Annotated in this window: 16 protein-coding genes and 1 pseudogene; 7 read left to right on the forward strand and 10 right to left on the reverse strand. The window is 43.1% G+C overall.

Annotated features, from left to right (window positions below):
* Positions 1-196: pseudogene (locus tag A3729_RS33405) on the forward strand (IS3 family transposase); the annotation flags it as partial.
* 49 nt (positions 197-245) lie between these two features.
* Positions 246-491 carry a hypothetical protein gene (locus A3729_RS23555; protein ID WP_068634353.1) on the forward strand — a complete coding sequence of 82 codons (246 nt, stop codon included), beginning with the start codon at positions 246-248 and terminating at the stop codon, positions 489-491.
* A gap of 146 nt (positions 492-637) precedes the next feature.
* Here the strand turns inward: A3729_RS23555 and A3729_RS23560 are convergent, their stop codons facing one another.
* Genes A3729_RS23560 through A3729_RS23590 form a run of 7 tightly spaced genes read right to left on the reverse strand, consistent with a single transcriptional unit; the run spans position 638 to position 8,658 of the window.
* Positions 638-1,330, reverse strand: a complete 693-nt coding sequence (locus tag A3729_RS23560) for a hypothetical protein (protein ID WP_068634354.1) — start codon at positions 1,328-1,330, stop codon at positions 638-640.
* Positions 1,327-4,188, reverse strand: a complete 2,862-nt coding sequence (locus tag A3729_RS23565; protein ID WP_068634355.1) for a conjugal transfer protein TraG N-terminal domain-containing protein — start codon at positions 4,186-4,188, stop codon at positions 1,327-1,329. The genes A3729_RS23560 and A3729_RS23565 overlap by 4 nt, the downstream gene beginning before the upstream one ends.
* Positions 4,185-5,636, reverse strand: a complete 1,452-nt coding sequence (locus tag A3729_RS23570; protein WP_068634356.1) for a conjugal transfer protein TraH — start codon at positions 5,634-5,636, stop codon at positions 4,185-4,187. The genes A3729_RS23565 and A3729_RS23570 overlap by 4 nt, the downstream gene beginning before the upstream one ends.
* Complete coding sequence (gene traF, locus A3729_RS23575; RefSeq protein WP_197476012.1) at positions 5,633-6,436, reverse strand: conjugal transfer protein TraF; 804 nt, start codon at positions 6,434-6,436, stop codon at positions 5,633-5,635. The genes A3729_RS23570 and traF overlap by 4 nt, the downstream gene beginning before the upstream one ends.
* A 24-nt stretch (positions 6,437-6,460) precedes the next feature.
* Positions 6,461-6,931, reverse strand: a complete 471-nt coding sequence (locus tag A3729_RS23580) for a S26 family signal peptidase (protein WP_068634358.1) — start codon at positions 6,929-6,931, stop codon at positions 6,461-6,463.
* Positions 6,928-7,701, reverse strand: a complete 774-nt coding sequence (locus A3729_RS23585; protein WP_068634359.1) for a TrbC family F-type conjugative pilus assembly protein — start codon at positions 7,699-7,701, stop codon at positions 6,928-6,930. Before A3729_RS23585 ends, A3729_RS23580 begins: the two co-directional genes overlap by 4 nt.
* On the reverse strand, positions 7,702-8,658 hold the full coding sequence (locus A3729_RS23590; protein ID WP_068634360.1) for a TraU family protein: 957 nt from the start codon (positions 8,656-8,658) through the stop codon (positions 7,702-7,704).
* 230 nt (positions 8,659-8,888) lie between these two features.
* On the opposite strand from A3729_RS23590, the gene A3729_RS23595 reads away from it, so the two are divergent.
* Positions 8,889-9,665, forward strand: a complete 777-nt coding sequence (locus A3729_RS23595; protein ID WP_231872186.1) for a TolC family protein — start codon at positions 8,889-8,891, stop codon at positions 9,663-9,665.
* Positions 9,662-11,257, forward strand: a complete 1,596-nt coding sequence (locus tag A3729_RS23600; RefSeq protein ID WP_068509535.1) for an efflux RND transporter periplasmic adaptor subunit — start codon at positions 9,662-9,664, stop codon at positions 11,255-11,257. The genes A3729_RS23595 and A3729_RS23600 overlap by 4 nt, the downstream gene beginning before the upstream one ends.
* Before the next feature lie 628 nt (positions 11,258-11,885).
* On the opposite strand, the gene A3729_RS23605 is transcribed toward A3729_RS23600, so the two are convergent.
* Both A3729_RS23605 and A3729_RS23610 read right to left on the reverse strand, forming a co-directional pair.
* Positions 11,886-12,437: a hypothetical protein gene (locus tag A3729_RS23605; protein WP_068509538.1), complete on the reverse strand. Its 552-nt coding sequence runs from the start codon at positions 12,435-12,437 to the stop codon at positions 11,886-11,888.
* 62 nt (positions 12,438-12,499) lie between these two features.
* On the reverse strand, positions 12,500-14,371 hold the full coding sequence (locus tag A3729_RS23610; protein WP_068509542.1) for an FAD-dependent oxidoreductase: 1,872 nt from the start codon (positions 14,369-14,371) through the stop codon (positions 12,500-12,502).
* A gap of 118 nt (positions 14,372-14,489) precedes the next feature.
* Between A3729_RS23610 and A3729_RS23615 the strand changes: the two genes are divergently transcribed.
* Both A3729_RS23615 and A3729_RS23620 read left to right on the forward strand, forming a co-directional pair.
* Complete coding sequence (locus A3729_RS23615) at positions 14,490-15,071, forward strand: TetR/AcrR family transcriptional regulator (protein ID WP_068510848.1); 582 nt, start codon at positions 14,490-14,492, stop codon at positions 15,069-15,071.
* Between the two features lie 732 nt (positions 15,072-15,803).
* Positions 15,804-16,970, forward strand: coding sequence for an FAD-dependent oxidoreductase (locus tag A3729_RS23620; protein ID WP_068511478.1), 1,167 nt, complete (start codon positions 15,804-15,806; stop codon positions 16,968-16,970).
* Positions 16,971-17,032: 62 nt separating this feature from the next.
* Here A3729_RS23620 and A3729_RS23625 read toward each other — a convergent pair whose 3' ends face one another.
* A complete protein-coding gene (locus A3729_RS23625) occupies positions 17,033-19,810 on the reverse strand; it encodes a Tn3 family transposase (protein ID WP_082880453.1) in 2,778 nt (925 codons plus the stop codon).
* Positions 19,811-20,003: 193 nt separating this feature from the next.
* Between A3729_RS23625 and A3729_RS34695 the strand changes: the two genes are divergently transcribed.
* A partial coding sequence (locus tag A3729_RS34695) for a transposase (RefSeq protein WP_156498096.1) occupies positions 20,004-20,170 on the forward strand: 167 nt, incomplete at its 3' end.

Genomic DNA, 20,170 nt, shown 5'->3' on the forward strand with positions numbered 1-20,170 from the left:
CCGGCATAGTCGAATTAACTTTGTTACCCCAGAGCAAAGGCACTTAGGTCTGGATGAAGAAATATTATCGAAGAGGGATGAGCTTTATCGCAAGATGAAAAGAAAGAACCAAATAAGGTGGTCAAAAGCTACGCGGAACTGGGAGAAAGTGGGTGACGTTAAGTTGAACCCGGAGAAGGAAAAACAAGCAGCTTAAATGCTCAGGCGACAACTACCTTGAAAAACGCCGATAAGGAGAAGTAATCATGAGCGACTTTTTTGAAATTGTTCTTATAGGCGTAGCATTTATACCTGTAGGTTTGATTCTCCTGTTTTTGTTTCTTGGGATACATGAATGTATAAAAAATCCAGAGGCTATAAAGGAAGCTTTTCCAAAAAAAACAAGAAATGAAGGGAATTGTTTGGCTAATGAAAGTCGAGAGTTTGGTGAATGGACGGCAGGAATTGATAACCCTATGCTTGATACTAAGTATGGGGATAGAGGTTTATGAGATAGGTGTGTGATTTATAGAGATCGTTTCTAATTATTTCTCTCATCTTTGTTGCGCCGCAAATATTTCATTTTGTATTGCTATTTAATCGATCCTTTATATTAGTACATTCGATTTATTGGTTTCTGTGCAGCTACGCAAAACCTTTAAGGTATTATTGTTAGGCTATATTCTTTTGCACCGATGTAGGGATAATGTATGCCTTGTTTTGGGAGCTTAACCTGATGCCCGTTTAATCTAGGTAATTCAACAGCGAATGCTTCAATTGCTGGTTTGGGAAGAGATTTGATATATTTATTTAGATATCTTTTTCTAACAAAGATAATATTTTCTGGATTAGCAATTTGCTCCCATATTTTTTTATTTTTTGAAAGGGCTTTACAATATTTGAACTCTCTTTTTTTATAACAGTCGGTATCACCTACTAATTTACTGCCACTGGTTTTTTTATGCACTGGGAGTAGAGCTGGATCAATTAGAAATGCGGCATGAATCTTTGTGCCTTTACCCCAAAGCCCTCTAGCCAAACAGTCATTATTTTCAATTTGTCCTACTTGAGTAGTATTGTTTTTGGGGGCGAATTTAAAGTTGCATGCAAAAACACTTGTAATTGGATCGCTTCCAGCTTTTTCCTCAATGATGGGATACAGTAATTTATATAGATCTAATGGAATAGAGTTAACAACCAAATCAGAATAATTAAGCACGGCATAGCCGTGCTTATTTTGTGTGGTATTGACGTCTTTGGTAGCTAATGGATCTGATAAAGCAAATAATAACGAGCTAATTGCACTTAAACAAATTCCTATGAAGCCTTTAATAAACAATGTTTTCATCATCTGCCGTATTTTTCGTCACGAATTTCTTGCATATCTTCCATCCAATCCAATACTTCGTCATTCATAGTTTCGTTATTAATGTTGATATCATCTAGTTCATTTCCTCCGATTTCAAGAAATGCCTGATCAAGTGAGTCTTTTGTTGTCATCATAACATCTGCCATTTCGTTTGCGATACGTGTTTGTTCGATTTCTGAATCTGCTAAGTCATATTGTTCCTGATAACTTTCTAGGATATACGCCATTAATGCTCTGCCTTGAACATCCCTTGAATCTTTATCTGTATTTGCTCCCGACCAACCTGCGCCTGCTTTCATTTTAAGACCAAATGTGTCTGCTAGATCGGCTACTTTATCAATAACTCCCCCTTCAGGGCCTTTATCTCCGCCCATTTTCTTCAATGCGCCTGCTCCCAACTTTAGCAAGCCAGATAGATCTATTTGTGCATCTGCGCCTGCATTGGCTTGTATGGCGCTTGAATCTGTGTCTGACGCATTAAAGCTTCCATACATGGCATCGGACATGCCGTCGATAAGTGAGTTTTCCGTTGCTCGACTTTCACCGGATAGCGCTTGCTTAGCTAGGTTAAGTCCAGCGTCTGAAAGTACGCCTTCAGTTGTAGTATCCATAAGATCTGCAATTTTACCTTTATCTGCATGAGTACCTTCTTTGAATTCGGAGCTATCATCGGATGTTGCTGAAGATTGTGTTAGCGTTGATACATTTACGGGTTTTCCTGAACCATCGGGACTAAACGAAATGGTGCCAACTCCTGAGCCTCCATTTTCTTCGAACTGAGCAAAGCTTTGGGGGTTTACAAACTCGCCTCCGCCAGCAGTATCTATTGTGTCAAGATCTTTTTTATCTAATGCTACTTGAACATTGGCTGCTTCCATTCGTTTCTTGGCTTCGAGGATGTCATCTGCACCAGTAACCCCTTCAACATTTAGGGCTTTATCAAGATTAGCTTGTTCGTTCATCAAGTTATTGAGCTTATTGTCTTTAAGTAAATCAGCAGGGTTTTCATATCCTGCTATTTCAGCACCTTCGTTGGTTGCATCATAGGTAGCAATTGTTTCTCTCGTTTGGTTGGTCGTTTCTTGTGCTGCGAGTATTCGAGCTAAATCAGTAGGTGTTGTGCCATTCTGTTCTGCTAGCTTCTCTTTCATTTGTAGCTTTCCAGACTGTTGCCCCGCCGTGATTGCTGCTTCCCTATCAAGTACAGAGTTTGCAGTTCCGCCTACGTCTTCAAAATATTTATCATCCGTTTTCAATTGTCTTATATTTGGTGCTGTATGAGCATCTGCATAACGCTCAGTGCCCATACTACCTAGCTCACCCATTTGTCTGTCCGCTGTCATATGGCTGTTCATTGTTTGCATTCGTTGCGAAGGATCGAATACTTGACCACCGACTTCGCCGCCTATCTTATCGATATCACTTTGTAACTTTTCGCCCATGTTGGCAAATGCGCGCCCTGAAATCTTGAAAAAGGTTCCTACTAAAATTGTTGCTAGCATTAATCCCATTGATTGCATTTTACCCATAGTTGCTACGGCTTTTTGCAGATCATTGGGAGCTGTCATAAATGTATAAACACTAAAGTTTGTTGTTTGTAATGAAGCTAATTGATCTTCTATGTTTGCTAAGGTTATGCCGTGTATTGCTGTATCGGTTAGTCCCCAAATAGCTGTAAATAACAATAGTCCTGCCGTGTATTTAAGAGCAGTTCCTAGCATTGGTGTGAAGAACATCAGCGTGATAAGAGGCATAATTCCTACAATAATCATCATTGTGCTGTAGCGTATTGTTGGAAGCCATGAACCAGCAGCGACAAGTGTAGATAGTCCTGTTGATTGGTTCTTTAGATTGATCATATCTTCCATGTACGCAACGGGGTTTTCGGCTAGATTTCGGTAGAGATTCTGTGCAAGTGCTTGGTTGCCAGCAATATTATCGACACCCATTGATGATGTACTATCCATTGCATAATCCGCGATTGTAGAAAGCCTAGTTTTACACGTAGCTACATCTGTTTCAAAACCTCCTTTTTTACAAACATCACTATAATGCTGGTTATAAGTGGCTGGTAATGTGATTAATGAAGATATCGATGCCCATGCAGCATTGCAGGTTACGCTATTACCTCCTCGATTTGCTGCATCGTAGTACACTGTCATTTGATATGTTGAAGCTAATTTAGCCAGTTCTCCAACTAAATCATTAGTTTCGTGCAGTATTTTATTTAAATCAAATGTTCCATAGCTCCCCAATGAGGATGTTAGAGCAGGGGGCATACAGTCATCAATATAGTGTTCGATGCTTTTTGATAAATACGGTTTATATTTCAGAGGGTCTTGATTCAAGACTGTTGACAAAAGTTGTATAGTTGCGCCTCCTCCATGTTCTGCCCTATTGAGAGTGTGTGCAGCGAATGTATCTGATCCAATTCTTTCCAATCCATTAACACCGCCAGCGAGCGTAGCTATTAAAAGTGGGACTTGATCTACAGCTTGATATTTATTTAAGACGTTATCGTAAATGTGAATGGTAGTTTTAGGTATGATTGTTCCTTGGTATATAGCGAAACCTAAGCAACAGAAAAATATTTGTGAAAGCATTGTGCTTGCTTTGCCTTGCCCAGTTAGACCCTTAACAGCGTTTAAGGAAGTAGATATAAATACAGCCATAACAAGTATTGTAAACACGAGTAAGCCGTACTGAGCATTCCCATATACATTTCGCATATAGGTAAATCCATTTACAACAGTTTCAAACCCACCGTAGCTGTGAAAATCTACATCAGCAAACACTACCGAAGGAAAAAGAAAGGATAAACTTATGAATAGCTTTTTCATTCTTTGCCGCTCGTCAGATTACGTTTAATTTGTTTTTTCATTTTTTCGTAATTTCTATTTAATGATATAAAAGTGTCTAGTTCCTCAAGCTTTGCAAGGTATCGTTCATGCAGACCTTTGGATGAGTCATTTATTCGAACTTCTAATTTTTTAATTTCTTCAATTATTGGGTAATAGGGGGTTAGGTTACATCCTGTAGGCACTATGCTCGTTGCATCAGCAGTTGCTTTAAGTGTGTCATTTGTAGATTGAGCGGTAAGGGCTGCATTCATTCTAAGGAATGCCGCTCTTGTCATTCTTTGAATATCGTTGAGCATGGCGTAAGCAGAAGAATATGCAACTACATGCGATAGCTCCTGAATAACTCCGTCTTCTATTCCGATATCATTGGCCCATTTTACTATTTTATAAACTGGGATTGGTGTTGAATTTAAGTACAAAGATAGGGGTGACGCAGGGTTGATTGTTGCATTAGGGTTTTTAAGATTGTCTCGCAATTGATATAGGTGATCTGAACTGTTCTTGATTAATCCGCCAGCGATTGTGTTTGGCGCACAAGTGCCGGTAGTGTTTACGTCAAGTGAAGTAGGCGCTAAACGACCTTCTGCTAATCCATGTATGAAATCATCAAGACCGTTGTCGTTATTTCTTTTACATGGCGGAAGAACGGCCATTTGAGGTGCGTTGGCATCTCCTACATGAGCAACATAAATATCTCCAATATAACCTCTGATTAATTCGGCTTGATTAGAAATGCCGTGCGCGGATGCTAGGCGTGAAACAATACTACCATTTGCGGCTAATAGGTTTCGAATTGGAGCTTCACATGCGTATAGATTGCTTTCTATATTGACTTCACTCTTGGGTTTGTCGTTATTTGCTTTGGCATCTGTTTTTACTTCGTGAGTGTTTCTTGAAACCCCCGACTTAAGTTCTTGTTTTTTTACTTCCTCACTAAATAATTTATCATAAGCCCACTGACCGCCTTCGACGATAGCAGTAACACCTTGCGTTGCTAATTGGCATTCATCTATTTGTAATGAGTTAAGAAAGTCTACCGCTTCAGTAAAATCAATACCTTTTTCATCAAGAGTCTTTGATAATTGAGACATAGCCATAGATAAGGCAACCGCATCTGCGTTCTGCCATACAGCTTCTAGCTTATCCCCAAGGTAATCTATATCCATGTAGCTCATACCACCTAAGAATAAATCAACCCCACACGCTCCAGCATCTAGTCTCGGAGGGTTGATTGACATAAGATATTCACTTGTAGATGAAACTCTAGCGTTAACTGAGCCTGCGCTTAAATACCCTCTTGAACCGCTGTTATATGCTGAAGCTCCAACAGATGATTCTAAATCACTTAGCCAATCGTCCACGACTCCAGCCAGTGCAGAAGGTATGGCTGCCATAATTAGGATGGTTGTTAATAATACAGTTCTCATTGTATTTTCCTTTTTGCGAGTGGGTCGAGACTAGATCCCATTTGGTGCTCCATCGTCAGAAATTGTTGCATGTCTATTTCGCCTTTCATTAGTCGAAGTGAGCGATATATGTTTGTTTCTAGGTTGGGGAGTGCTACAACACCATGAGATACTGTTTGATGGTTATTGGTATTTGATTGAACCATGATTACGGTTGGTGTGACTTTAACCTTAAAGTGGTCTACTAGGTCGGGTCGTTGTTCGACATCTATATATTGGACTTGCCACCCATGTCTAATTGCAAATGCTTTATATAGTGGATGCATTACTTTGCAGGCTCCACAACTTCCAGACATGAAAATCATTAACCCGAAGTTTCTATATTCTGATTTTAGTTTGGAGTTTAGATCGTTAAGTATGTTTGCTTTCTTTGTCTTGATCCCCATTGGAGTGCTAGGGGCCATGTCTGCGGTACTTAACTCAGGTGATGTCATTGTTACGTAGTTATGGACAGCAGCAAATCCTCTTGACATCGCACGAAACGCAGCAACGAGTGTGTAGTACTCTTTGACACTTTCTTCGTCCCTTTTCCATATTGCTTGATCTAGATATTTCTGTTCCATTTCCCTTAGTTGCTCAGGGTGCATTTTCATAAGTTCTTCTTTAGCTGGAAGAGGAGGTAGGTTGTATTTTTCTTCGTTAGTAGGTTCTTCTTCAGAATCTTTCTCTAACTCATAGCCTTTGCCCCACCATTTTCCTCGTTCCTGGTGTATGGATTCGGCAAGTAGTAACGTAGAAAATTGGAGAGTTATAATGATCATTAATAGTCTAGTCATGGCTATTTCCTATATGATCGGTATGAGTCGTTCAGCTTCAGACACATCAATAAATCCCCAGTGGCGAGAACCAAAGCTGTATTGATCAGTGCCATAAAGGAATAGCTTGTTTTCTGGTACGACACCATGAAAGTAAAATTGAGGAAGTGGTTCGCCATTAACTCGTTCTAAACGTATTACTTTTAGGAATTTATCATTGCAGTAAAATCCGTCAGCTCTTCGTTCTAATTTTTGCCCCGCGATACAGCCCACTTTTTTAATAACACTTTGCTTACCGCCGATTAACTCGTGATCGTGAGTAAACAAAACGTATTCATCATTAATAATTGGAGTTGGGCCAAATAGATCTCGGTAAAGAAATGACTTGTCGATTGAGGGTGTGACAGGAAACTTAACAAACCAAAAAACAAGTACTATAGAGAACATGATTCCGAGCACAATGACGTATTTTAGGTAGCTATCTTGAATTGATTTTTTCATGATTGATTAAGTCCTTTTTCAACTCCACGCAGAATATCTATTGGCAACTCAAGAGCTTTGTCTTCGCTAATATCATAAAGTGCTGATAACAAGCCTCTCAACTCTGAATCGCCATAGACAACGTGACTACTCTTTTTGGGTTGGCCGGTATTGCAATAAAAATCACCGGAGTAATTGGTTTCAAAGGTTAATGCTGGAACCTGGTTAATTTTGTTTTCAGCAAATCTCTTTGGATCTATTCGGATAGCTATATTTAAGCGCTCACAAGGTTTATCAGGTTTATCAATACAGCTCATATCACGCTTAGTAACATCTCTGATAAATCGAGAGGTAGGCAGCATCTTGCTGATGCCTCCAATTGGCCCACGAATAAGAATTGTGCCTTGTATTTTGTGGAGGTCTAGTGCATAGCGGTGGATAACTTCTTTAGGCATAGAGCTTGAGACATACAATAGAATGCTATGTCCTTTGGGCAAAATTCGGCTTTCATCTGTTCTATTTTTATTTGGTTTTTCAATATCAATGCCAAGTGAGTCACCAATTCTTTCAGATAGTTCTGCCTGTCTAGCTATATATTGTTCTGAGTTAATGTACTTTTCTATTTTCTCTAGGCTTTTTTCATGGTTTTGATTATTCAGCTTTGTTTTATCGACGAGTTTTTGTACTTTTGATTTAAACGCTTTAGTTGAGTCTTCAACATGCTTGGAAACATCTATTTCTGCCAATGCAGAGCACGATATTAATAACAAAAACAAAGTAGTTAAACGCATTTAGTTTCCTCCCATTGTGCAGCAATCTACTTTACGCCACATCATGAATGACATGTCATTATCAAGCTGGTCTGCTGGTAGGCCAGATGTCCAGACAAGTTCAGGGTATCCAAAGGGGGCGCATTTTCCTTGTCTCATTGGGCTCCATAGATGGAAGCGATAACGGCTTTTCGTCCAGATTGTTTTATAGTTGCTGTAACAGCCATTAGGCGCATACTCTTTAAGAAGTCCGTGGCGGCCCATAATATAGATCCCTCGTGCTGCATTGTCGGCATTGGCTCCAACAACATTGTCGCCAATGGCTGTAGCAGAAATCGGATATAGTTGGCCAGCCCCAAGGCAATAAAAAAGGCTATCAATTGGTGTGGCCGTTGTTACTGCTACTGCATCAGCAATACATGCTAATGTTGTGGCAGGGTTAGAAAGTAGTAATGTTTCGGGGAAAACGTTTAGCGAAAGTAAGTCATTTTGAAAAAATGGGAGGACTTCTGAAACGGATGCTAGATCTAGTTCTTCGCTGTTCTTTAAACAAGGTAAATCTCCAAACATATCGAGTAATTTGAACACTGGAAACGTAATGTAGTGAATATTTGATTTTACTGCTTTACCAGAGCTGCCACTGGCACGAGCCCCATCAAGCATGTAGGGAGCAGCTAAATCTAACTTGAGATCAAAAGGAACTATGTGCCACGATTCGTATGTCGTATCAACAATAGCAAATGGCTCCCAAAACGACATGGGTACGCCGACCTTAGCTGAACCTTCTCCTGCGCATGAGCAGGTCATTGAGCTATTGCCTGAATCGTTTGCACCAAGAACATCATCGCCTGAGCTAATTTTTAGGCCTGCCATTGACATAGGAAACATACAATCCCAATTAACATCCTTGAAAATATCAATGAATGCGTGGGAAGGTGATGACAGAATAATTAGAACTAAAAATGCAAGTTTATTCATTATTGTGCTTCCCTATGGGGTCCTAGGGATTTTGCCTCCATATATTGCAAAAACCTCTGAAGCCCCCGTCTGCCGTGGCTTGTAGAGGGGTATCAACTTTCATTTCTAGGTGGGGTCCTAGGGATTTTGCCTCCAAAGCCAGTTATTCCTCCGCGCTGGGGCGTGCCCGACAGCAGGATATTATCCGGGCAAAACTGGAACTCACCCGGCTGGATGATCGGCTGACTGCGTTGCGACAACAACTGGATTCTGCCCAGCAGCGGCTCTCCGAGTGGATTGGCGGTCAAGCCAGTCTGCCGTTGGCGCGGACCTTATCCAGTAAATTGGGTGATGAGCCAACCCCAGGCATGGGTCAGACGCACAATGATCGCTGGCTCTATGAACAGATCAATCGGCATCCCCTGTTATTGGCCTTTGACCAACGTATCGAGGCTATGCAGACCGGGGTTGAATTGGCCCAGCAAAAGTATAAGCCCGAGTGGGGGCTCACCGCCCAGTACGGCTATCGGGACGATGACCCCATGGGCCGGGATCGCGCCGATCTGTTCTCGGTCGGCGTCACATTTGATCTGCCGCTTTTCACGGGCAATCGACAGGATAAAGATGTTAGCGCCGCTACCTCCCGAGCTGAGGCACTGCGAACAGACAAGCTACTGATGGCGCGAAAGTTAATGGCGGAGCTGGACACGACCATTGTGCAAATCCAGCGCCTGAATGAGCGCCGCACACTCTATGACCAGCAGCTACTGCCGCAAATGGCGGAGCAGGCCGAAGCTGCCCTGACTGCCTATAACAACGATGACGGCGACTTTGCTGAAGCGGTGCGTGCCCGCATCGCCGAGCTGAACGCCAAAATCGATTTCCTGACCATCAAGGTCGATCGGCTAAAAATCCTTGCCGAACTGAACTATCTCTTACCGACAAACCGCTCAGTGCTGTTACCGCAGAGCCACGCAAAGCAGTCCCCTGCAACACACGGTAACCGCACGGAAGGAAAGAACCCATGAAGATTCAACTGAATAAACCATTCTTTATAACGGTTGCATTGCTGATTGCGACGGCAACCCTGGCCCACTATTCAGCCTATTGGCGCATGCAAGACACGGGAGAGGGCGGTAAGGCGACAGCCAAAAAAGAACCGCTCTATTGGGTCGCGCCGATGGACCCCAATTACAAACGCGACAAGCCCGGAAAATCTCCGATGGGGATGGATCTGATTCCGGTGTATGAAGAAGCCGGCGGTGATGAGGAGATTGGCACAGTCACCATATCGCCGGATGTGGTCAATAACCTTGGCGTACGCACGGCACCCGTTACCCGCGGCCAGATGGACGTTTCCGTCAATACCGTGGGTTATGTGCAATACGATGAAGATCGCTTGATACATATTCATCCGCGGGTAGAGGGCTGGGTTGAAAAACTCTACGTCAAAGCTTCTGGCGATCCGGTGCAGAAGGGTGCATCTCTCTATGCGCTTTACTCACCGACCCTGGTTAATGCACAGGAGGAATTACTCTTGGCACTAAAACGCAATAACGCCACGCTGATTGAAGCCGCCAAGGAGCGCCTGGCATCCCTGCAGGTGCCAAAATCAGAAATCAACCGCCTGAGGAAATCCGGCAAGGTGAGCCAGACCATCACCGTTACAGCGCCGCAATCGGGTGTGCTGGATAACCTCATGGCGCGCGAAGGCATGTTTGTAAAACCCGGCATGGAAATCATGGCCATCGGTCAGCTGGAACATATTTGGGTGATTGGTGAAGTCTTTGAGCGACAGGCTTCCCTGGTGCAGGTCGGCGATCAGGTCCAGATGCAGTTGGGTTATTCGCCAGGGCGAGAGTGGCAGGGCCAGGTTGATTATGTCTACCCGAGCCTTAACACCAAGACTCGCACCGCACAGATACGAGTACATTTTCACAATCCCGATGGTTATCTGAAGCCGGGCATGTTTGCGCAGATGCGCATTGAGACGGCACCGATGGACGATACTCTGTTGATTCCCCGTCAGGCGCTGATCCGTACCGGCAGTCAATCCCGTGTTGTGCTGGCCAAGGGCGAAGGCCGTTTTAAATCCGTTGCTGTACAGGTTGGGAATATCAACGATGAGCAGGCGGAAATCATATTGGGACTTGATGAGGGCGACCGCATTGTGACGTCAGCACAATTCCTGATTGATTCCGAGTCCAGCAAAACCTCGGACTTTCGGCGCATGAATCATGGTTCGGATGATAAGGCTGAGACTATGGCTCCCACATCGGTCTGGGTCGGCGCACGTCTTAAAAGCCTGATGCCCGAACACCGGATGTTGACGCTGGCGCATGATGCCATTGATGACTGGCAATGGCCGGCCATGACCATGAATTTTACCGCCGCAAAAAATGTAGACCTTCAAGGTTTACAGTCTGATATGACTCTTCACGTAGAAATTACAAGAGAGGGCGACAACAACTATGTGATCAGCCAGATCCATCGACCCGACACCGTTACGGATGACATGCCGATGGCCGATGGTGAGTCTTCTATTAGTCATGACGTTTTGGAAATGGATCACAACCAACATCAATCCATGACTCATGATGCAGCAGTACTTGAGCTTTGATTTATAACGATTTTTTTAGCCCCGAAGAGAAAAGCTACACCATAAGTTACACTTTACTATTAGATTGGATTAAACCTTATTGGATCATGTCTTTACACCAACCAATTATCTCGACAACCAAACCAATTATGGCTGCAACCAAATGAGGACTAAAAGTATCTATCACGGTGCTTGTACCCATATCAAATTTTTATCTCATGCGTTATGAGACTTTCAACCCGAAACCGGATCCAAGGCAACACCGTAAAAAGTCCCACACATGAATTTCACCTGAGATCAACACCCAGATATTGATGTTGCGAGGCCAATATTTGTTCTTTTAGGAAACTATTACTCAGAAGACGAAGAAAGGGCCTTATCAGCCCCCCTTTTATGTAATTAATTCTTCTAGATAGCCCCCACAGCTTGAATTCGCTAGACAGAGCTCATGCATTAAAAGAATGTCCTCTACGCCCCCATGACCGCCTCAGCATCAAATCTACTATCACCCGCCCCCGAAAGAACCAATAAAATTTAGTGAAATAGAAGGTCCAATTCTTGCTCAACAGCTCATTAAAGTAGCCATACAACAATAATAGCTCGGAAATGTTTATGAAACGCCGGGCAGTCCAGAACATTAATTTTGGGATTATTTTTGATTTTCAATAAACTCTCTTAAAACCTTAGCCCCCTCTGACCAGCCTCTCTCTACTGCCACCTGTGAGGCTTTAAGCTGAGCTTTTTCTTGCGCAAGTACATAGCTGAAGAACTTACTGTGCTCTGCTGGGGAAACTTGATTTAATACGGTAAGCTTTTCCACGTATGGTTGAATGATAGATACAAGCATACCTGCTGTAACAGGCAGAACAGAGGAGATATACCCGGTTAACTTTCCACGAGTACGAGTAAACAGATTGGGCTGGTATTCAAAGTTAAGTTTCTTTTCCATATTCTCATAGAGGCTTTTGTTCAACACCTCCAACCGATAATACGCTTGATAAAACTCCCCCATTGGAGAACCCTCTCGGTTTTTTGCGATGATTTGAGTTGAAAGATAAGCAAATACACGATTGTTGTATTCGATTTTTAGTAGTTTTCGATAAATTTCTTCGTTGTCTCTGTCATTATTAATGTCACTTGCACTCACTACGTCCGATATCAATAGAGCACATAGATACGCTAAAATCGGGTACATTTTCATATTCATTTCCTATCCACATTACGCTGGTTTGTTAGGATGGTGCTACCAATGGTTTTTCTTGCCTATTTAAGTGCACGGAGGGCTTCAATGATGGCGTTCCTTTCGTTGGGGTCTTTTATCCCCCCAAAGCCCATAGTGGTACCAGGCACTGTTCCGGCGGGGTCTTCCAAGAAACGATCCAGATTGGCTTCGTTCCAAGTGAGATTGCTCTCAGATAAACCCGACGAGTAGTTAAAATTGCTAGCCGAAGCGGCGGGTTGTCCGTATTTACCTCTAAGATTGGGACCAACACTTGCTTTTCCGGATGCGTCTGTACTGTGACACACGGTGCATTGATTAAGGGTTGTGTCTATGTGAGCGCCGGCTGCCATTTTTTCTGTTTTATAAATTGGGGTCGTGCGTGCGTTTAGTAGACGAGCCACTTTTTGGCCAACTTGGTTACCCGTCGCAATAGCGCCGTCGATAAATCCGCGCCAGCCTAAGTCAATATCGCCACCGGCAAAATATATTCGCCCTTGGGGTTCGCGTAATGCAGTAATCGAATTCGTCAATTGACCTTTTTTCAGAACGCACCAAGTACCCTTTGAGTAAGGGTCCAGGTGCCAGTCATAGTGTAGGGTATCCACCACATCAACATCCGGTAGAAAGCGGCGCAATAATTTTTGGACTTGCGCGTGGTTGTTGGGGTCAATTTGTGACGGATCAGTGGAAAAAGCCACGAGATTAGTGCCTTCGTTAGGGCTGGCCATGGTCATAATGGTGCTTATAGGGTCTTGCTCCGAGGCCAACATTAAGATGGGCTTTATATTCTGTCGGATGCGAATGTAGAACTTCATTCCAGAGCCGGCATGACCTTCCTCGGACGCTCTCACCTTTTGTGATAGTAGCGCAGGCGAAAATTGAATCTTGGATAGTACGTTCATGGGGACTGCGCTAATCGTGGACCGGCAGGTAAATGTTTTGCCTGTGCTGGTGATTATTTTTACGTGATCCCCAAGATCATGAACTTCCTTCACTGGCGTACCCAATTCCACGTCAGGGCGACCATCATCCAGCATGGCATTGATTAAACTTTGCGTACCATGTTTAAAGCTATAGCGAGAGACGCTATCACTGTAACGAGTGATATCACTGCCAACGAGAGACCACCATCGTTGCATTTCTACGTAGCTAGCTTGATCAAAGTCTCCATGAACGGAAGCGCCCAAGAGTCCTTCGATGATGGGTGAGAAAGAAGGAGAGAGGTCCATCTGATTAAGGCGATCGCGAACCGATAGAGTGTCGGCGCCTTGCCAATTATCTGTACTAAAAGGATCATAGGGCAATGGAAAGGAGTGAGCGGCACCATCATGAAATTGGTGCATTTGCTCATTGGCAATGGCAAAGCCTTGATAGGTGACCATAGGTGGCGATGGTTCACCTTCTGGTGCCCCATTCCCACAGGCAGCCATCCTAATCAGTGGTGCGATGCCGCTCATGCCAGCATCCCGCGCCTCATCACCATCCCACCACAGTAAGTCGGGAATCGTGCTTGGAGTAGAATCCACTAATTGCAAGTCGTAGCGATTAATTTCAGCGAAAACATTAGGTTGCGTGGAGTGCACCCAGGCGCCACCGAGCTCAAACAACTTACCATCACGCTTTACGGTAAAGGTACGCCCACCAAGGCGATTACGAGCTTCTAATATTAGTACTGATAGCCCAGCTTGCCTGAGCTCACGGGCAGCGGTAACCCCGGCAAAGCCACCACCAATAACAATGACATCATAGTCATACTTGTCGATTTCTCTATCCGTGGAATCTTTGCTAGCTGTAGCATTGACGCTATTCCCCCCGGCAGTTAGGGCGACTGCGCCGAGAGCCCCCAACCCATTTTTTAGGATGCTGCGTCGGTTCAGGCCTTGCCTAGTTGTCTTATAACGTTTCTTACCCACAGTGAACACCTCTTTTAAATACTGGATAATATTTTTAACATGAATTATTAATATTGATCAATATTTAATATACTATCGGGATAGTTTAGGTTGTTATTGTTTATAGGTTCAAAAGAGTATGCCGAAAATTGTAGATCATGAAGAAAGGCGCGCGGCCATTGCCCGAGGGGCGGTAGAAGCCATCGCTAATTATGGTATTCACAAGGTAACCATGATTAAGTTCGCCGAAGCCGGTGGCTGTACAGAGGGCATGGTCAATTATTACTTCGATAATAAAGAACATGTGCTCCAGGCCGCATTAGAACAGGTAATTAAATCTACTGAAGATCGTTTAGTGCAGGCGATACAAGACAACCCGAAGGATTTGGAGAACTTATTGCTGCAAACTTTGCCCATCAACGAAACTGTGCAAAAAGAATTCTGTGTCTGGCGAGACTTTTGGCAGCGGGCCGGAGATTCTCAAGCTTTGCAGCAAACTCAAACACACTGGATAAAGGACTGGGTAGCCGGTATTTCCGGTTTCATCGAGAAAGCACAGGCGGCCGGTGAACTCAGACCGGATCTAGATGTACAGTTAGAAGCTGAAATGTTGGCCACTTATGTGGATGGTCTGGGTCTAAAGGCGTCATTGGCTCCCAAAGATTGGCCTGTAAAGCGGCAGAAGCAACATGTGAGTGCGTATCTGTCACGGCTCTATTGACCGCTGATCCCCGAAATTCTTTTTTTAAAATCACACTACCTTCTTGTTATCTTCGGAAATCAGATAAATCGAGTTCGAATCTTGTCTGTTTTAGAAGTAGGACACACAGTTCGAGCCCGTCCTGTGAATTTAGGAGATCGACTGGAGAGGATTGGACGACGTCCTTAAATATCAACTCGATTGCCTTTTATGTCAATTAATGCCGACGCTACGCGGGTATATTTTCACCCTACTGCGAAGTGACGCGGCTACAGGTGCGATCCAATAGAAATCGATTTAATAATGAAGTGTGATATCTGGTGAGTTGGAACTGATAAATCTACAGCTCCATGATCACCGATACGACTGTTACTTTGATGAATTTGAATTCAATAAATTTAGTCACAAACCTCTATGTCCATAGCTACAACTTTTTATCTCGCCGCTTACAATTCGACAGTTATATTTATCGTCGTGGACATAATTTCGGTATTCTTTTCACTGCACTCTCCGATTGACACTAAAGCTCATTGGTTACCGGAAAACAAAAAAATCCTTGTTACTAATAGGGATTGCAAATTATTTTAACTATCGCATTGCTTTCTATGGTGGCTTTCTATCTTATCAAAAATCCAGCAATGTAAATATCAACTCGTCAGGCGAGGATCTTTCGAGCTAATTTCGTCGATGTTTGGCTTGTGACTCACCGGCGGACTAAAAGCGGCTCGGTCAATATTTTTACGGTATATCAATATGAAAAAAAGTATAACAAGACGTGATTTCTTGAATGGTTCTGCATTGGCAATAGGAGCGATGGGTCTATCCAGTAGCACTGCATGGGCTCAGCTACTGGGCGCATCTGGTGAGGCGACGACGCTTGGCCCCTTACCTGCGGATTACTATCCACCAACTTTGACAGGCTTGCGGGGCAGCCATAAGGGATCCTTTGAAGTGGCCCACTCACTGGCATGGCGTGGTGAGAAACCGCAGCACTACCAAAAGCTTCACGAGCACTATGATCTGGTAATTGTTGGTGGTGGAATATCCGGATTGTCTGCAGCGTGGTTTTATCGAAAAAAAATGGGCCATGATGCACGCATTCTGATTCTGGATAATCACGACGATTTCGGCGGACATGCCAAGCGCAACGAATTCCAGGTCAAAGGTAAAACGTTATTGGGGGCTGGCGGTTCGCAAAACTTGGAGTTCCCAGACCGCTACGATGATATTTCCCGCTCAGTATTGGACGACTTGGGCATCGATACCGATATCATGGAATCCAATATGACGCAAGATTACCCCTTGGGCAATACCGATCACGATGCAGGCATGTCGATTGCGACTGATAATGGTCACGTTAACCTTGGCGGAAATTGGATTAATTTTTTACACGCGAAGGAAGGCTATCGCGAAGCGATAGAACGATTGCCTTATAATAAATCTGAAAAAGAAAAACTGATCGAATTCGTATCCGGCGAGCACGACTACCTTGATGAACTGTCCTTCTTCGAGAAATATAAGTACTCAAAAACCACCAGTTACAATAGTTTTCTTCGCGACAGAGTCGGGTTTTCGGGCAGAACAATTCGTATGCTAGATGTTTTTAGTCGTGGCATGTTCGGGTACTCTGGCTGGAAGGACAGTATTCTTCACGCCATCATGCTTGGCGCGCCAGGGCTCAGAGCGATGGGCTGGTTGGGTGAAGTAGCCGACTTCCTGACGATGAGTACAGGCAAAGCTTATGAAGCCAGATATTTCCCCGATGGCAATGCAACTGTAGCGAGGCTACTGGTGAGTAAGTTGATTCCCTCCGTAGCGAAAGGGGAGGGAAATTTTACCAACATTGCCACTAAACGCCTCGACTATAGTGAACTTGACCGAGAACGACACACCACTAAAATAGGCTCCCCAACAATATAGGGAGCAGATTTTACATTTAGATTCGTAACATGCCGTTATATATAGAAAATGTATTCATCTTTCTATAGCTGGATGGATCTGATTTTATCCATGTCGAATCTAGCATCATTCGAAGCTTTCCGTCTGAAATCGTATTCACCTCGTAAATTAACGTGCTTCCAAGTTATCACAGATCCTTGGCTTATTGATTCTATAAGATCTTTTCTGTCTTCACGGTCAGAAGTGTTAGCAACAAGGTCGGATAAGTATAAGTAGTTCCAGAGTATGATTGAATTTTGAAGAAGTAGCTTGCAGGCAGTCGCAACTTCCTGGTCTGCGAGGACGCCTTCTTGAAAAGCTTGGTCGTTGTCAAAAAATACCGCACGAGAGAATCTATTTGAAAGTTCGACTCTGTTTAGCTGCTTTTGTATTTGTTGCCTCAGATCCTCATCATCAAAATAGGTCAGGATGAACTGTGATTTGATGATCCTTCCAAATTCTTTAAGAGCTCTATATAAAGGGTGCTCTTTTGAATAGGAACTCAATCTTTTGAACAGTTGTGAAGCAGTCGCGTGCTTCATCTTAATCGTCGCGACAAATCTTAAAATGTCATCCCAATGTTCAAGCACTAGGTTTTTACTGATAGGCCGACTTGGAAGTAGGCGGTAGCCTTTGTCGTAAAACGTTTTCCGTGCAGAAAAGCTATATATTTGTTGGTTTCCGATGTTGGCAAGTCTTGGAGCAAACGCTATTCCCAAGAAATGGGAAACTGCAAAGATTTGCTCTGTATAGCCATGTGTATCAGTTGAATGAACTTGTTTAAGGTCAGTCACTTCATTTTGAAGCAAGCCATCAATAACGTATGGAGCTTCTCGATCTGAAGCGCTGAATACTGAATTGTGGAATAACGACTGCTTTTCATCTATAAATGTGTAGATCGTCACGCCTTTGTCTTTTCCAAAATACTTGTAGGAGTGGTTTGCGTGCAGGCAATCTACATCAACATTGACCTTTCTTCCGTCACTCGATGAGTGGAGAATTTCTGGGTCTTTGAGATAAGCACTCGACAATTTCAAATTATGAATCGCATCAACGATCCGGTTATTAGCTTTTCGAATATTGTCTAGACTGAAAAACCAGTTAACCGTGTTGTGGAGCGTATGCTCCTCAATGCCAGCTGAGATGCTAGCAAGTTTGCCCAGACCGATATTACAGCCCTTTGCTAAAACTCCGGCCATTAGTGTTTCTTCCTTTGGCTTCATTTTAACGTTCTTGGGGCTGAGATGCTGAAAGTCTTGAGTAAACTGACATACTTGGTTAACTTCCTTGAGTAGTTGAAGAATTGGAATATATCCATCCTGGGACAGCGCATCCGAAATAAATGACTTCTCTTCAAAATCGGTTTTCGATGTTTTTACTCTAGATACTCGACCATTCTTAAAAGTGAGCGCTGTATTTATCCCTTTTACTAAATGCTCATTGACGACCTTGTATTTCTCGTGAAGCCCCAACTTCAAACCAGCTAAATACGCTTCGCCGTCTATGTACTCAAGTAAATTACACTCACGCAAGATCTGGTATTTATGTGCCTCCCAGTATTCTTTATCAATCATGTAGTCTTGAATACTGCGAAAACGATACGAGCAGTTGATATTTAAGTCTCCCGACTTAATCCCTTTGGATATGTAGATGTATAGGAGGCACTTGTACAATGAAGTTGAAAAATCATTGCGCTCTACTGCTGCACGATCTTGCTTTGTCAAAAAACTAATAGGAGGGGACTTTCCCACATTTCCATCCGATTCTTGGAAGTGCGCTATCGCAGCTAATAAATCCTTTGCCTTTGATGCGCCATCAAAGGAGAGAGCTCTTACTATCGGAGTGGCCTTGAGTTGTAGCCTTAAAGAAAGCGATTCGAGCAACTGGTAGTAAGTTTGGTTTTTGCTTTCTTTTCTAAGTTGATTATCTAGTTCTTCTAACAGGCTGTAGTCAATTTCGTCCTTTTTCTGATAATCAAAAACAAGCTCTTCTATTTTGTAGTATTTCTCGTTTGGCGTAGATAATCGGCTTTCAACGATTGAGATAATATCTTTGGCGAGCTTTGAAATAGATTTATGAGACTTACTTAGTTCCTGAACTGCCTTATCACGCTCCTCCTTAACTAATCGCTCATGTTCTGCTTGCTTACTAGTAGCCTTATGCAGTGTTGATGTGACCGATTTCATCAATGCATCAACAAGACTATCTTGTCTAGAGAAATAGTTGTGCTTAACAAACCCTAGCAGATGAAGATAAATGTTCTCCTGGTCTGTGAGCTGGGTCAGTTGTTGGATATCGGTTTTGCGCACCCATTCTGCATAATACCTTGTAGCCTTATCTTTTAAATCTATCACATCATAAACATCTGTAAGTTGGTCGAACATCTCGTTGAATACGACCATGTCTTTGACACTTTGCTTAATGTCCTTTGGTCGCATCGATTGATCAATGTTTTTATATGATGCCAATAGGGTAGTTGTTCTGCTTCCAGCGCTTATTGGAGTTAATAGAGAGTCCAACAGATCTGAATGGCTCGGCTGTATAGCCTTGCGAAGATCAGCAATTTGCATTCGCTCTGATTCATTGAATGCTTCTGTTATAATTGTGTTTAATTCCCTAAAGCTTGGAATAGCTACTTGGTGCTTCCAGCAAGTATCTGTAAGAACGTCAAATATCAGTTTTGGCTTTTCCTTTTGAGCTGCAAAATTCTTCGCTAAACCTACTAAAGTTTCAGCCATGCTGCTGTCGTAGGGTTCCCAGTTCAGAAAGTCTAAAATCTTATTCCTGTGCCTTGTAACTAACGATCCAATGTAGTTAACCAATGAAGTAGGGGGTGCGTATTCCGCGCGAACCTGATCGCTCGTTGCGATTCAAAGTGATCACCTGTTGCGACGGAACGTGATCACTCATTGCGATTCAAAATGACTCACTTTTAGCTGTTATCCCCCTGTGTCAGGATAGTTGTCGCCTCTGTTAATTTTTAATAATTGAATAGGAGGCGGTAAGAGAATATGAGTGAAGCATTATTCAAAAGAGTTTAAAGAAGCCATTGTTAAGAAGTGGCTTGAAAGTGGGTTATCATTAAGAACGTTTTCAGCCCAGGAAAACATAAACCTATCCACCTTGTATTCCTGGCGAGATAAATTTCAATTACCAGGTTCAAGTGTGACAAAAAGTAGTAG

This window comes from Oleiphilus sp. HI0043 (assembly GCF_001634935.1).